At 61.4% G+C, this 14394-nt stretch carries 11 protein-coding genes; 4 read left to right on the forward strand and 7 right to left on the reverse strand.

Going from position 1 to position 14394, the window contains the following annotated elements:
• Nucleotides 1–105: 105 nt before the first annotated feature.
• The 3 genes from clpB to rluD all read right to left on the reverse strand — a co-directional run bounded on the left by clpB (nucleotide 106) and on the right by rluD (nucleotide 4485).
• A complete protein-coding gene (gene clpB / locus AAIS01_RS24335; protein ID WP_047229871.1) occupies nucleotides 106–2670 on the reverse strand; it encodes an ATP-dependent chaperone ClpB in 2565 nt (854 codons plus the stop codon).
• 130 nt (nucleotides 2671–2800) lie between these two features.
• Nucleotides 2801–3526, reverse strand: a complete 726-nt coding sequence (gene pgeF / locus AAIS01_RS24340; RefSeq protein ID WP_343471049.1) for a peptidoglycan editing factor PgeF — start codon at nucleotides 3524–3526, stop codon at nucleotides 2801–2803.
• Entirely contained in the window at nucleotides 3523–4485 is a 963-nt protein-coding gene (gene rluD, locus AAIS01_RS24345) for a 23S rRNA pseudouridine(1911/1915/1917) synthase RluD (RefSeq protein WP_092402987.1), read from the reverse strand. Before rluD ends, pgeF begins: the two co-directional genes overlap by 4 nt.
• A gap of 151 nt (nucleotides 4486–4636) precedes the next feature.
• On the opposite strand from rluD, the gene AAIS01_RS24350 reads away from it, so the two are divergent.
• The 4 genes from AAIS01_RS24350 (at nucleotide 4637) to AAIS01_RS24365 (ending at nucleotide 8936) form a co-directional block, all read left to right on the forward strand.
• Nucleotides 4637–5653 carry an outer membrane protein assembly factor BamD gene (locus AAIS01_RS24350; RefSeq protein ID WP_343471050.1) on the forward strand — a complete coding sequence of 339 codons (1017 nt, stop codon included), beginning with the start codon at nucleotides 4637–4639 and terminating at the stop codon, nucleotides 5651–5653.
• A 124-nt stretch (nucleotides 5654–5777) separates the two neighbouring features.
• Complete coding sequence (locus AAIS01_RS24355) at nucleotides 5778–6011, forward strand: PP0621 family protein (RefSeq protein ID WP_343471051.1); 234 nt, start codon at nucleotides 5778–5780, stop codon at nucleotides 6009–6011.
• A complete protein-coding gene (locus AAIS01_RS24360; RefSeq protein ID WP_343471052.1) occupies nucleotides 6001–7593 on the forward strand; it encodes a two-component system sensor histidine kinase NtrB in 1593 nt (530 codons plus the stop codon). Before AAIS01_RS24355 ends, AAIS01_RS24360 begins: the two co-directional genes overlap by 11 nt.
• Entirely contained in the window at nucleotides 7590–8936 is a 1347-nt protein-coding gene (locus AAIS01_RS24365) for a sigma-54-dependent transcriptional regulator (RefSeq protein WP_343471053.1), read from the forward strand. The genes AAIS01_RS24360 and AAIS01_RS24365 overlap by 4 nt, the downstream gene beginning before the upstream one ends.
• Nucleotides 8937–9232: 296 nt before the next feature.
• Here AAIS01_RS24365 and thiO read toward each other — a convergent pair whose 3' ends face one another.
• From thiO to AAIS01_RS24385, 4 genes are read right to left on the reverse strand one after another with little or no spacing between them, the layout of a single operon-like run.
• On the reverse strand, nucleotides 9233–10354 hold the full coding sequence (gene thiO / locus AAIS01_RS24370; protein ID WP_343471054.1) for a glycine oxidase ThiO: 1122 nt from the start codon (nucleotides 10352–10354) through the stop codon (nucleotides 9233–9235).
• A 53-nt stretch (nucleotides 10355–10407) separates the two neighbouring features.
• Nucleotides 10408–10809, reverse strand: coding sequence for a type IV pilin protein (locus tag AAIS01_RS24375; RefSeq protein ID WP_343471055.1), 402 nt, complete (start codon nucleotides 10807–10809; stop codon nucleotides 10408–10410).
• Between the two features lie 10 nt (nucleotides 10810–10819).
• A complete protein-coding gene (locus tag AAIS01_RS24380; RefSeq protein WP_343471056.1) occupies nucleotides 10820–13921 on the reverse strand; it encodes a pilus assembly protein in 3102 nt (1033 codons plus the stop codon).
• Complete coding sequence (locus AAIS01_RS24385) at nucleotides 13908–14387, reverse strand: pilus assembly PilX family protein (RefSeq protein WP_343471057.1); 480 nt, start codon at nucleotides 14385–14387, stop codon at nucleotides 13908–13910. The genes AAIS01_RS24380 and AAIS01_RS24385 overlap by 14 nt, the downstream gene beginning before the upstream one ends.
• Nucleotides 14388–14394: the final 7 nt, after the last annotated feature.

The following is a 14394-nucleotide window of genomic DNA, read 5'->3' on the forward strand; positions in this document are numbered from 1 at the left end:
GGGAGCTTGCTCCCGCTGGGTCGCGTAGCGGCCCTCAAAAAGCGGGGAGTGCTTCGCCCTCCAGCGGGAGCAAGCTCCCTCGCCATAAAAGCCCCGACAATCGCTTCAGTTGAAGACGATTTCGTCGTTTTCCACCGTGCCCGTCACCGTTTCGCCTGGCATGAAGCGACCAGAGAGGATCAACTGCGCCAGCGGGTTCTCGATCCAGCGCTGGATCGCCCGTTTCAGCGGCCGCGCGCCATAGACCGGGTCGTAACCCACGGCGATCAGCTTATCCAGCGCCTCGTCACTCAATTGCAGCTTCAGCTCGCGCTCGGTGAGACGGCTACGCAGGCGACCGAGCTGGATCTCGGTGATGCCAGCGATCTGATCACGGGCCAGCGGCTCGAAGATCACCACTTCGTCCACCCGGTTGATGAACTCCGGCCGGAAATGAGTGGAGATGGCATCCATCACCGCCGCGCGTTGCGCCTCACGATCACCCACCAGTTCCTGGATCTGCGCTGAGCCCAGGTTGGAGGTCATCACGATCACAGTATTGCGGAAGTCCACCGTGCGCCCGTGGCTGTCGGTCAGACGACCATCCTCCAGCACTTGCAGCAGGATGTTGAACACATCCGGGTGGGCCTTCTCGACTTCATCGAGCAGGATCACCGAGTACGGCTTGCGTCGCACAGCCTCGGTCAGGTAACCGCCCTCTTCGTAGCCGACATAGCCCGGTGGTGCGCCGATCAGCCGCGCCACGGAATGTTTCTCCATGAACTCCGACATGTCGATGCGCACCATGGCCTCTTCGGTGTCGAAGAGAAACTCGGCCAGCGCCTTGCACAGCTCGGTTTTACCGACACCGGTCGGGCCGAGGAACATGAACGAGCCACTCGGCCGGTTAGGATCCGACAGCCCGGCTCGAGACCGGCGCACGGCGTTGGACACTGCCACCACCGCCTCTTCCTGACCAATCACCCGCTGGTGCAGCAGGCTTTCCATCTTCAACAGCTTGTCGCGCTCGCCTTCGAGCATCTTCGACACCGGAATGCCGGTCCACTTGGACACCACTTCGGCAATTTCTTCTTCGGTGACCTTGCTGCGCAGCAACTGGTTTTCGCTCTTGCCGTGCTGGTCGACCATTTGCAGGCTGCGCTCCAGATCCGGGATCACCCCATACTGCAGCTCGGCCATGCGGTTGAGGTCGCCTTTACGGCGGGCCGCTTCCAGTTCCTGACGGGACTGTTCGATCTTTTGCTGGATCTGCGCCGAGCCCTGGACTTCAGCTTTCTCCGAATTCCAGATTTCCTCGAGATCGGAATATTCGCGCTCATGGCGAACGATCTCTTCCTGCAATCTTTCCAGGCGTTTCTTCGCCGCTTCGTCGCTTTCTTTCTTCAAGGCCTGGGATTCGACCTTGAGTTGAATCAGACGCCGCTCCAGACGATCAAGCACTTCCGGCTTGGAGTCGATTTCCATGCGGATGCGGCTGGCGGCTTCGTCGATCAGATCGATGGCTTTGTCCGGCAACTGTCGATCCGTGATGTAGCGGTGGCTGAGCTTGGCCGCCGCGATGATCGCGCCATCGGTAATCGCCACCTTGTGGTGAACTTCATAGCGTTCTTTAAGGCCGCGCAGGATGGCGATGGTGTCTTCTTCACTCGGCTCCTCCACCAGCACTTTCTGGAAACGCCGCTCAAGGGCCGCATCCTTCTCTATGTACTGGCGGTACTCGTTGAGCGTTGTCGCGCCGACGCAGTGCAACTCGCCACGGGCCAGCGCAGGCTTGAGCATGTTGCCGGCGTCCATCGAGCCTTCGCCCTTGCCCGCGCCGACCATGGTGTGCAATTCGTCGATGAACAGAATGATCTGCCCTTCCTGCTTGGACAGTTCATTGAGCAAGGCTTTAAGCCGCTCTTCGAACTCGCCGCGGTACTTGGCACCGGCGATCAACGACCCCATGTCCAGGGACAACAGTCGCTTGCCCTTGAGGCCATCCGGCACTTCACCATTGATGATGCGCTGCGCCAGGCCTTCGGCGATGGCGGTTTTACCCACACCAGGCTCACCGATCAGCACCGGGTTGTTCTTGGTGCGGCGCTGCAGCACCTGGATTGTGCGGCGGATTTCGTCGTCACGACCGATCACCGGGTCAAGCTTGCCTTCCTCGGCACGCTTGGTCAGGTCGACGGTGTATTTGTCCAGCGCCTGGCGAGACTCCTCGTGGTTGGCGTCGTTGACCGCTTCGCCGCCACGCAGGTTGTTGATGGCATTCTCCAGGGCTTTCTTGCTGACGCCCTGGCCGAGCAACAACTTGCCCAGCTTGCTGTTTTCGTCCATGGCGGCGAGCAGCACCAACTCGCTGGAAATGAACTGATCGCCCTTTTGCTGGGCCAGGCGGTCGGCCTGGTTGAGCAGTCGCGCCAGATCCTGGGACATGTTCACGTCCCCTGTCGGATTCTGGATCTTGGGTAGCTGGTCGAGTTCTTTGGCCAGCTCTTTACGCAGGCTGCTCACGTCAAAGCCCACTTGCATCAGCAATGGCTTGATGGAACCGCCTTGTTGTTCGAGCATGGCTTGCATCAGATGCGCCGGTTCAATACCGGGATGGTCCAGGCCGACGGCCAACGACTGGGCATCGGACAGGGCCAATTGCAACTTACTGGTTAAACGGTCAATACGCATGGGTCACCTTCCTTTTGAGCAGGCCGGACCTTAAAAACATCCTGAATGAAGAAACCTGCCAGATACCGCTATAGATGTGGACGATTCTGGAAGATTCAAGCAGTGCGCTATTGATACAGATCAGAGAAGTCTAGCGGTCGAGCCAGATCAGGGAGGCGAAGCGACCGGTACGCGGGTTGCGCCGGTAGGAAAAGAACCGTGGGTCGGTCACCGTGCACTGGCCGCCTCCATAGACCGCCGTGACACCGCGCGCCGCCAACCGCAGACGAGCCAGGGCATAGATGTCGGCCAGCAGTTTGCCGGCGTTGTGGCTGGGGACGAAGGCTTGCGCCGCCTGTGGCAACTGCGTGACGAAGGCTTCCCGCACCTCAGGCCCGACTTCGAAGGCTTGCGGGCCGATGGCCGGACCAAGCCAGGCCAGGACTTCATCGGCGGGCACTTCCAGCCTGTCCAGCGTGGCTTCCAGCACGCCGTTCGCCAGCCCGCGCCAACCGGCGTGAGCTGCTGCGACGCGGGTGCCGGCACGGTTACAGAACAGCACTGGCAGGCAGTCCGCCGTCATCGCCGTGCAGGCGATACCCGGTGTGGCGCTCCAGCTGGCATCGGCGGTGGCCACCCGGGCCGGATCAGCCTCGACCACGGCAGTACCGTGGACCTGCTGCAACCAAGCCGGACGGATGGCCAATCGATCGGTGAGGCGGCGACGGTTCTCGGCGACGGCCGCAGGCTCATCGCCCACATGGTCACCCAGGTTGAGGCTGTCGAACGGCGCCTGGCTGACGCCGCCGGTACGGGTAGTGACGCAGGCCTTTACCCAGCCCGGCGCGGGCCAGTCGGGTATCAGCCAGTCACTCATCCGATGAACGCCTCACGGTCCTGCTTGAGCAACGTCAGCAGCCAGACGAAGTCATCCGGCAGCGGCGATTCCCAGCTCATGCGCTTGCCGGTGGTCGGATGATCCAGCTCCAGGAAGCGCGCATGCAGCGCCTGACGCGGGAAACTCTTCAGCGATTCGACCATGGTCTGGCTGGCAGCCGGTGGAATGCGGAAGCGACCGCCGTAAGCCGGGTCGCCCACCAACGGGAAGTTGATGTGGGCCATGTGCACGCGGATCTGGTGGGTACGGCCGGTTTCCAGCTTGACCCGCACGTGCGTGTGGGAACGGAAACGCTCCAGCACGCGGTAGTGGCTGACCGCCTGCTTGCCGCCTTCCATCACGGCCATGCGCTGGCGCTGCTGGCCGTGACGGCCAATGGGGGCATTGATCTTGCCACCGGCGGTGACCACGCCGATCACGATGCATTCATAGATGCGGCTGACACTGCGGCTCTGCAGCTGTGTGACCAGTTGTGTCTGCGCCTGAATGGTCTTGGCCACCACCATCAGACCGGTGGTGTCCTTGTCCAGGCGGTGCACGATGCCGGCACGGGGCACGTTGACGATGTCCGGCACGTGGTGCAGCAAGGCGTTGAGCAGGGTGCCATCGGCATGACCGGCCGCCGGATGCACCACCAGGCCCGCAGGCTTGTTGATCACCAGGATGTCGTCGTCTTCATAGACGATGTCCAGGGCAATGTCCTGGGCGACCCATTCTCCCTGGGCCTCCTGTTCGGCAGTCAGTTCGAGGATAGCGCCGCCATGGACGATGTCGCGCGGGCGGATCACCGCCCCATCCACAGTCAGGCGGCCGTCCTTGATCCAGGCGGAAAGGCGCGAGCGCGAGTGCTCGGCGAAGAGTTGTGCGGCGACTTGATCGAGGCGTTGGCCGCCCAATTCGGACGGCACCTCTGCGCGAAGTTCTATTTTATCGGACATGCTCGGACTGGGCGTCGGCACAGCCTTTGGTTTCGGCTGCGCGCTTGTGGTTAAATACGGCGTCTTTTGCCCCGAGGCTTCTCAACGGGGCGCTCATCATAACAGGACGGCCCCGCCCAAGACAGCGGCCGTCATAGGGACGCAAGCCGCCATGCAAGTGAAACACCTGCTGCTGATCGCCATCCTCGCATTGACTGCTGCTTGCTCGTCGAAGGAAGTCGTAGACGAAAACCTGAGCGAAGTCGAACTGTACCAACAGGCGCAGACCGACCTGGACAACAACAGCTATACCAGCGCCACGGCCAAGCTCAAGGCCCTGGAGTCGCGGTATCCGTTTGGTCGCTATGCCGATCAGGCCCAGCTGGAGCTGATCTACGCCAACTACAAGAACGCCGAGCCGGAAGCTGCGAAATCTGCCGCCGAGCGCTTCATTCGTCTGCACCCGCAGCACCCGAACGTCGATTACGCTTACTACCTCAAGGGCCTGACTTCCTTCGACCAGGATGTCGGCCTGCTGGCGCGCTTCCTGCCGCTGGACATGACCAAGCGGGACCCGGGCGCCGCGCGCGACTCCTACAACGAGTTCGCCCAGCTGACCAGCCGCTTCCCCAACAGCCGTTATTCGCCGGACGCCAAGCAGCGCATGATCTACCTGCGTAACCTGCTGGCGGCCTACGAAATCCACGTAGCTGACTACTACCTGACCCGTCAGGCCTACGTCGCCGCTGCCAACCGTGGCCGCTACGTGGTGGAAAACTTCCAGGAAACCCCATCGGTGGGCGACGGCCTGGCGGTGATGACCGAGGCTTACCAGCGCCTGCACCTGGACGATCTGGCGGCCACCAGCCTGGAAACCCTCAAGCTGAACTACCCGGATCACCCGTCCCTGGAGGATGGTCAGTTCACCCCACGGGTTGACGAGGCCGACAACCGTTCGTGGCTGAGCAAGGCGACCCTGGGCCTGATCGAATCCCGTCCTCCCCTGCCGCCGGGCGAAACCCGCGCCAACCAGGATGTGCAGCGTCAGTTCCAGGATGCCAAGGAAGCCATTCCCAACGAGCTCAAGCCCAAGGACGCTGATGGCGACGTGATCGAGGAAGAAGAGCCCGAGAACGAATCCAGTGATCGCTCCTGGTTCAGCTACATGACCTTCGGTCTGTTCGACTGAGGCCAGGCACCCGAAAAAAGGGAGACCTGCGGGTCTCCCTTTTTTGTGCCTGGATTTTATAGCGCTGTGCGCCGTTCCTGTCCTTGGCTAAACTGCCTGATCATTAGCCAAAAAGCCGCCCATCATGCTTCGTTTACTGTTCTGGATCGCCCTGATTGCCGCCGCGATATGGTTGTGGCGCAAGTTCAAGGGCACCTCTGCCGCGTCGAATTCCCCTCGGGAACAGGACGCGCCGCCCATGGTCCGTTGCGCCCATTGCGGCGTGCACCTGCCGCGAGATCGGGCACTGGCCCTCGAACAACAGTGGTATTGCAGCCAGGCTCACCTCGAGCAAGGCCCGGGCACTCGTGACCGCTGAGCAAGCCTCAAGTCCTCGCGTCAAACAGGCGCAGCGCCTGCTGCGTCTCTATCACCTGTACCGTCTAAGCATCGGCATCACCTTGGTGCTGCTGATCTCCAGCGACATGGACAACCGCTTGCTGGAGTTCGCCAACAACGATTTGCTGCGCAGCGGCAGCTGGTTGTACCTGGTGCTGAATATCCTGCTGGTGGTGTTTCTTGAAAATACCCGCCGTCCAGCCCGGTTGTTCGGCCTGGCTCTGACCGACGTGCTGCTGCTGTCGTGGCTGTTCTACGCGGCCGGCGGCGCCCCCAGCGCCATCGGCAACCTGCTCATCGTCTCGGTGGCCATTGGCAATACGCTGTTGCGAGGCCGAATCGGCCTGTTGATTGCCGCTGTCGCTACGCTTGGCATCGTCGGATCCAGTTTCTTCCTCGACCTCAGCGACTCGAGCCGTCCCAGCAGTTATCTGCAGGCAGGCACTTTAGGGGCCCTGTGTTTTGCCGCCGCGCTGCTGGTGCAAGGCCTGACCCGACGACTGGAAGCCAGCGAAATCCTGGCCGAACAACGGGCCAGCGAAGTGGTTGGCCTGGAAGCGCTCAACGCACTGATCCTGCAACGCATGCGCACCGGCATCCTGGTGCTCGATCGCCAGCGTCGGGTGCAATTGGCCAATGAAAGCGCATTGAATCTGTTAGGCATGCACGATCTGGTCGGCCAGCAGCTCGACGATTGCTCAGGCGCCCTGGTGGAGCGCCTGCAACTGTGGTTGAACAACCCCAGCCTGCGTCCGCAAAGCCTGACCATGAACGGCAGCGGTCTTACCTTGCAACCGAGTTTCATTGCCCTGGGGCATCACGATCAGCATCAGATCCTGGTCTTCCTCGAAGACCTGGCTCAAGTGGCTCAGCACGCCCAGCAGCTGAAACTCGCCTCCCTGGGGCGCCTCACCGCCGGTATCGCCCATGAAATCCGCAACCCGTTGGGGGCAATCAGTCATGCGGCGCAATTGCTGCGCGAGTCCGAGGAACTGAACAGCGCAGATCGGCGTCTGACGCAGATCATCCAGGATCACTCCCAACGAATGAACCGCGTCATTGAAAACGTCCTGCAACTGTCCCGCCGCCAGCAAACCACGCCGCAACGCCTGGATCTACGGAGCTGGCTCGACCAGTTCGTCCGACAAGCCCGGGAAAACGCGGCTGGGCATCAGCACTTGCACCTGAGCATCGACCCGGGCGACTACATCACGCTGATGGACCCCGATCAGTTGACCCAGGTGCTCGACAACTTGCTGCGCAACGCCTGGCGTCACAGCGCGATGGCCCATGAAGAGGCCGAGGCCTGGCTGAAGCTGTTCATCGATCCCCACAGCCAGCTGTCCACGCTGGACATTATCGACAACGGCCCCGGCGTGACGCCGGACCAGCAAGCACATTTGTTCGAACCCTTTTTCACCACCAGCAGCCAGGGCACCGGCCTTGGGCTCTATCTGTCCCGTGAGCTGTGCGAAAGCAACCAGGCCCGCCTAGACTTCAAACCACGCCAAGGCGGCGGCTGCTTTCGCATCACTTTTGCTCACGGACGGAAACAGATTTGACTACACGCTCACGGCAACGAATCCTGATCGTCGATGACGAACCGGACATCCGCGAACTCCTGGACATTACCCTGGGCCGGATGAAACTCGACACCCGCAGCGCCGAGAACCTTGCCCAGGCCCAGGCCCTGCTGGCTGAAGACACCTTTGACCTGTGCCTGACCGACATGCGCCTGCCCGACGGCACTGGCCTGGAACTGGTGCAACATATCCAGCAACGCTACCCGCAATTGCCCGTGGCAATGATCACCGCCTACGGGAGCCTGGAAACCGCCATCGACGCCCTCAAGGCCGGCGCCTTCGACTTCCTGACCAAACCGGTCGACCTGGGACGACTGCGAGAGCTGGTCATCAGCGCGTTACGCCTGCCGCCGGTCGCCCTGCCGGCGGCGTCCATTGAGCGCTGCCTGCTGGGCGACTCCCCGCCGATGCACAACGTTCGCAAACAGATCGAAAAACTCGCCCGCAGTCAGGCGCCGGTCTACATCAGCGGGGAATCGGGATGCGGCAAAGAGCTGGTCGCCCGATTGATCCATGAGCAAGGCCCACGTTCTGGCCAAAGATTTGTGCCGGTCAACTGTGGGGCAATTCCCAGCGAGCTGATGGAAAGCGAGTTTTTCGGCCATCGAAAAGGCAGCTTCAGCGGGGCCATTGAAGACAAGCCGGGGTTGTTCCAGGCCGCCCATGGAGGGACCTTGTTCCTTGATGAAGTGGCCGACCTGCCCTTGGCCATGCAGGTAAAATTGTTGCGGGCGATCCAGGAAAAGGCCGTGCGGGCCGTTGGTGGCCGGCAGGAAGAGGTGGTGGATGTACGAATTCTTTGCGCCACCCATAAGGATCTGGATGGCGAAGTGGCCGCCGGGCGCTTTCGCCAGGACCTGTACTATCGACTCAACGTCATCGAACTGCGCGTGCCGCCGCTGCGCGAACGCCGCGAAGACATCGAGCAGCTCGCCAATCACACCCTCCAGCGCCTGGCCGCCAACACCGGCAGTCCTGCGGTAAAGCTCCATCCCCAAGCCCTGGACGCCCTTCGAAACTATCGCTTTCCAGGCAATGTTCGAGAGCTGGAAAACATGCTCGAACGCGCCTACACCCTTTGCGAGCAGCAATTGATCGAAGCCCATGACCTGCGTTTGGCCGAAGGCACTAGCACCACCGACGCAGACAGCCCCGATCTGATGCGGGTCGATAATCTTGAAGACTATCTGGAGGACGTCGAACGCAAACTCATCCTCCAGGCTTTGGAGGAAACCCGCTGGAACCGCACGGCGGCGGCGCAGCGGTTGAAGTTGTCGTTTCGGTCGATGCGGTATCGGTTGAAGAAGTTGGGGTTGGATTGAGCCCCGGCTTTCAAGCCCACGCTGCCCCCGTGGCGAGGGAGCTTGCTCCCGCTGGACTGCGAAGCAGACCCGAACCTGGCATCTCGGTGTGTCAGGTTGATTGAGTTGCTGCTTTTAGGGCTGCTGCGCAGCCCAGCGGGAGCAAGCTCCCTCGCCACAGGTTCTGTGTTCGCCTTGGCTGCTTTTCTAGCCCTTCGCCACGGGTACCTGCTCGTCCAGCACGCGATTGGCCAATAACTCACTCAGCTCGATCAGTTGTTGCCCCGGACGCTGAATTGGCAGCGATGGGAAAAAGGTTAGCCAGAGTTCTTCCCACCCGGCAACCGCCCCGCCGGCGCATACGGCACAGGATCAATCACCGGCTCACGCCCCAACATCAGGTCAACAAACAACCGACACGACGCCGGCGCGAGCACCAGACCATTGCGATAATGCCCACAGTTCAACCACAACCCCGAAAACCCCGGCACTTCACCGATATAGGGAATGCCCTCCGGCGATCCGGGCCGCAATCCGGCCCAATGCCCGACCACCTCGGCGTCGGCCAGCGCCGGAATCAACTGCTGCGCCGAAGCCTTCAGGCTATCGAGCGCAACATCAGTCGGGGTCTTGTCGAAGCCTTCACGCTCCAGCGTACTGCCGACCAGAATATGCCCGTCGCGGCGCGGAATCGCATAACGGCCCTTGGCCAGGACCATGCTCGATAGAAAATCCGACGCACACTTGTACAAAATCATCTGACCCTTGACCGGCTCGACCGGCAATTTCAGCCCCAGCGTCTTGAGCAGTTCACCGCTCCACGCGCCCGCCGCCAAGACCACCTGTTCGCCACGAATCTGTCCCGCCGAGCTTTCCACCCCCACGACGCGTCCACCGTCGCGGATGAACCCGCTGACCTCACAGTGTTCATGCAAGGTGACATTGGGCAGCGCCAGCAACGCAGCCTTGAGGGATTTCACCAGCCGGGGATTACGCACGTTGGCCACGTCGGCCATGTGGATCGCCCGGGAAAAACCCGCGCCCAGCACCGGCACCGCATCGTGCACGGCAGAGATATCCACAGCCCTCAGCGGGCGCCCTTCCCGCTCGGCCCAGGCCAAGGCTTCGACCTGATCGTCCAGGTCCAGCCAATACAGGCCAGTGACATGTACTTGCGGATCAATCCCGGTGGCCGCGAACAAACGCTGCCCCAGCTGTGGATAAAAGTCCTGCGACCAGTGGGCCAGTGCGGTGACCGCCGGGCTGTAGCGCCAAGGGTACAGCGGCGACACAATACCGCCGCCGGCCCAGGACGACTCCTGGCCGACACTGGAGCGATCCAGCAGCACCACATGCTGCCCTTCGGACGCGAGATTGAAAGCCGTCAGCAGACCGATGACTCCGCCGCCGACAATCACCACTTGCTGTTGCCTGGTCATGTTTTATTTCAACTCACAAGACAAAGGGCGCAGGACAGCGCCCGAAAAATAACTCAGCGACCCCAGCAATCCTTGGCGGTCAGCCCGGCAGCCGCGTTGATGATGCTTCGCGCGCCAGTGTTGTTGAGGGTGAAATCACCGCACTTGTCGGCGGCCATGGACGAGCCGCTGTTGCGCACGGCGGTCAGCGTAAAACCCTGGTCCATGAGCGTCTGGGTAATGGTGTAGAAATCGTTACCGCTGCTCAGCCCGGTCGCACTGGTGTAAACGCCGGTCTTGGAGTAATGCCGTTCGAGGATCTGCGCCTGTTCCGACAACAACCCGGCAATTTCGGCGCGCCGACCCTTTTTCATGTATTCGGTCAGGCTCGGATAGCCGACGGTGATCACGATACCGATGATGGCGATCACGATCATGATTTCGATCAAGGTGAAACCCCGGTTGGATCTGCGCATACCTTATCTCTCACTGTATTTGCCGCCACATGATGCGGCGACTGCCGCCGACGGATTTTCCCAGCAGGTCGGTGATACCACCACCGGAGTCGTTCACGATCATGTTGGTGGCCCCGTTGGCACTGACGACAGCACTCAAGGTCGGGATACCCCCCGTGAAAATCACCCCGCTGGAGACCGTGTCGAGGCTGTTGAGCAGGCCGTCACCGTTGGTATCAAGCACCGCGTAGTTGAGCATCTTACCGTTGAACGCATCCACCTGGATCAGTTTGCCGGTACCGAAGCTGGCGCAAGGGTCGGTGGTGTCCACGGCGGCTGTAGTGAAAACCACGCGCCCGAGTACCAAGCTGGCCGGGTTGATCACCCGCTCCCCCGTCAATGCGTTGTTGTACACCAAGGGTAAATACCAACCTTTTCTCGCAGGATACGTCACGTCAGTCTGGCTGGTCGTCACGAATTGCCCGGTGCTGCCTGAGAACACCCCCGTGATCGACTGGGCTTGCAGGCTCGAAACCGTGATTTGTCCGGTACCACCGACGGCGTCCCAGATCGAATAGAACCCCTGCAGATCCTTATTGAGCTTATCCACTGCTTCGTTGAATTTGCCCGTGCCGAAAAAAACCTGGGTCCCGCCCTGGGGGTTGTCCGCCAGCAGCGGCTGGACGGTGATGGGCTGGGTTGCACCGCCGGGGGCGGTGAATAATGGCTGCCCGGCAAATGCAACGCCCCAGGTGGTGGGGGAAGTGCCGCTGAGGTCGAACTTCCACATCCGCCCTTTCAAGTCGCCACCGTACGCGGCCTGCACCACGTTCTGGGAATTGACCCGAAGCTTGACCGAAGACAGACCGTTACCCGTCTCGCTGTTATTGACCGTGATTTTCCTGATCAGTGAGCCATCACGGATATCCACCACGTACAGCGCCGCCACGCCGGTGTTGCTGCCATAGCCATTGGCGATGAACGCGGCCCAACGACCATCGTCCAGGCGCGCGACTTCAGGACGCGCGTAGGCGTAGCCCAGGTCATTGAAGGCGTTGGCCGTATTGGCGACGGTCGGCGCGCTGATTTCCCACAACGCCCGAAGCGTATTGCCTGCCGCCGCATCGAACAGCTGCACCGCATAGAACGCTTTGCCCCCGGCTCCGGTCCCGCCCAGGGCCACTGTCTTCCAGGCACTGCCCAATTGCGCATCGAACACGCCGATCTGCCCATCCACCAGGAATTTGTGGCTCACGCCATTGACGTAATTGGTGTCGGCGATGTCCCGCAGCGAGGGCAGGACGCTCGACGGCATGTAGGCGTAACGCCGGGTGCCGTTGGTGCTGTTGATGACGCTGAAGAAACCGTCGTTGGCATTCACCACAAGATTGGCGTTCATGTTCGCCGCCTTGGTTGCCAGGTAAGTGCTGTAGCTGGTGTCGTTCAGCAGGTCCGAGGCGGTCTGGTCATTGGGCGAAGCCAGGAGCAGGGGCGAGTTGATAATGTCCCCCAGCAACACGCTGCGCACCTTCAGGCCGGTTTTATTGACGCCTTTGCTCCATTCCACCAGATCGGTGCCGGTGATCCCCGTGGGCAGGCCCTGGCTGAGGCTGGTTTGCTGAGCCGGTGAAAAGTTGCCGTAGGCCAGGGTTACCGGCGTGTTGGTCGCGGTGTTCCAGGACTGATAGGTCGGCGCCGTGGCACCCGGCACGATGCTGGTGTTGGTGGTCCACTGCACGGCCGCCGTATCGACCGTTCCCGCCGAAGTAAAACCGAATGCCCGGATGGTGCCCCGCCAGTCCTTGGGGTCATAGGTGGTCTGGTAATAGCTGGAGGTGGTGGACAACGTTGCACCGTTGGTGGTGCCGCCGCCCCCCGACCCGGCCTTGGAGGTGATGTCACTCAAGGCCGATGAGAGGGCCGAGCTCAGGCCTTCGCTGTCGGATGCCGGATAATACCTACCCGCGCCGTAGCGAGCGGCGTCGGACAACATCGTATTGGTCACTGCAAAACCCACGGTGTAGGTATTGAGGTACTGCCGGGGGAAATCCGTGGCATTCCAGCTCTGACCGGTTGCGTCGGTACCGGTGGAGCGCATGTCGATGTCGAAAGCGAACTTGGCGATGTCATCCAGGTAAAGCGTATCGCCCTCGGCGTCACCGTTGCGATCAGCACCATCGTTGGTACTGATGCCATCCCAGTTCGGCAGACGGGATCCACCTAGCGGGTCGTTGGTGGGGAAGGTGCGGTCATAGGTGGGCAAACCGTCGGTGATCACCACACCGAAATTCTTCTGGCACCGGTACTGGATCGGGCTGGTGTAGGTGCTGGGGGTACTGTTGTGGTACGGCGCCATGCCCCTGAAATACCGGGTAACCTCGTAATAGCTCTCGGCCAATGGCGTATTGGCAACCGCACCCAGGCCGTTGATGGCGTTGATCAGGGCACTGTAGTTGGCGTTGGCCTGGGTCTGGGTCACGCTGCCGCTGACGGGTGACAGATCGCTGACGCCACGGGCAATGTAGCCCCCCGGGCCGGAGTTGCTGAAGTTGGGCGGGTTGAAGGTGGCCAGACCGATGCGCAAGGCACGGTTGTTGGCGACCAGGTCGTTGGAGACATCCCGTGCCACGTTGATTCGATAGTCCCTGGGGATTGAGCCGTTGGTGTAGTCCCGGTTCGAGCCGTTGGCCAGGGTTACCAGATACGCCAGGTACTTGGCCGTGTACCGGGTGTTCTCGTCACCCACCGGGTCAGGCAGCCGCAGGCAGACCCGACCAACGTTGCTGCGGTAAAAACCGTACCAGCCATTTGAACAGCCGCCACGGAACAGGCCCACCAACAAAATATTGGCGTCGTCCATATCCAGCTCGAAGATACTGTTGCAGTTACCGTTGGAGGCGCATGCATAGGTGCGCAACTGAGTGGCAGAGGGATCAAACCCCGACGCCCAAATGATGTTGTTCATACTCCCCGAGTCATCGATCAGCAGCATCACGTTGGGGGTGACTGCGGCGGCACTCAGCAAGGGGGAGTCCGAAGGTGTGAAAGCATAGGCCGGTGCAGCCAGGTACAGGCTCAGCAGCACGCCCCAGAGCGCCTGCCTCCAGTCGCGAGGCACCTTAATATTTCGCATAGATACTCTCCACGACGCTGCGCTGGTTATTTCCCGCCACAGCCACCGCCGTGATCCGGTACAGCGTCGCCGACGTATTGATCGGCACGTTGACCGCCGTCAGCGTGGTGCCCAGATTCTGCACGCCATAAAACCCGCCAGGAGCGGCGATCCAGGTCACCCCCGACAACGAGTCGCGCCCGGCGGTCGTGCGGGTTGCCGACTCAGCCGGAGGTGCACACTGGGTTGCGGTGGTGCACACCGGCAAGGAGTAGGCCTCGGCCTGCACCGCGCTCTCCCCGACCCTCAGCACGGCCTCGGCCACCTGGAAAGACTGGTTGCGCAGCATGACGCTGCTGGTCATCTTTTCCTGCAGGGTGGCGCTCTGCATCGATGACAGCCCGATCAACGTAAGGAGCAGCAGAAACACGAGGCTGACCAGCAATGCCATGCCACGCTGACGGTGCCCGATGGACGTCGAGTTCATCAGTCGT

Origin of the sequence: Pseudomonas halotolerans (assembly GCF_039581215.1) — a bacterium.
GTDB classification, from domain to species: Bacteria; Pseudomonadota; Gammaproteobacteria; order Pseudomonadales; family Pseudomonadaceae; genus Aquipseudomonas; species Aquipseudomonas tehranensis.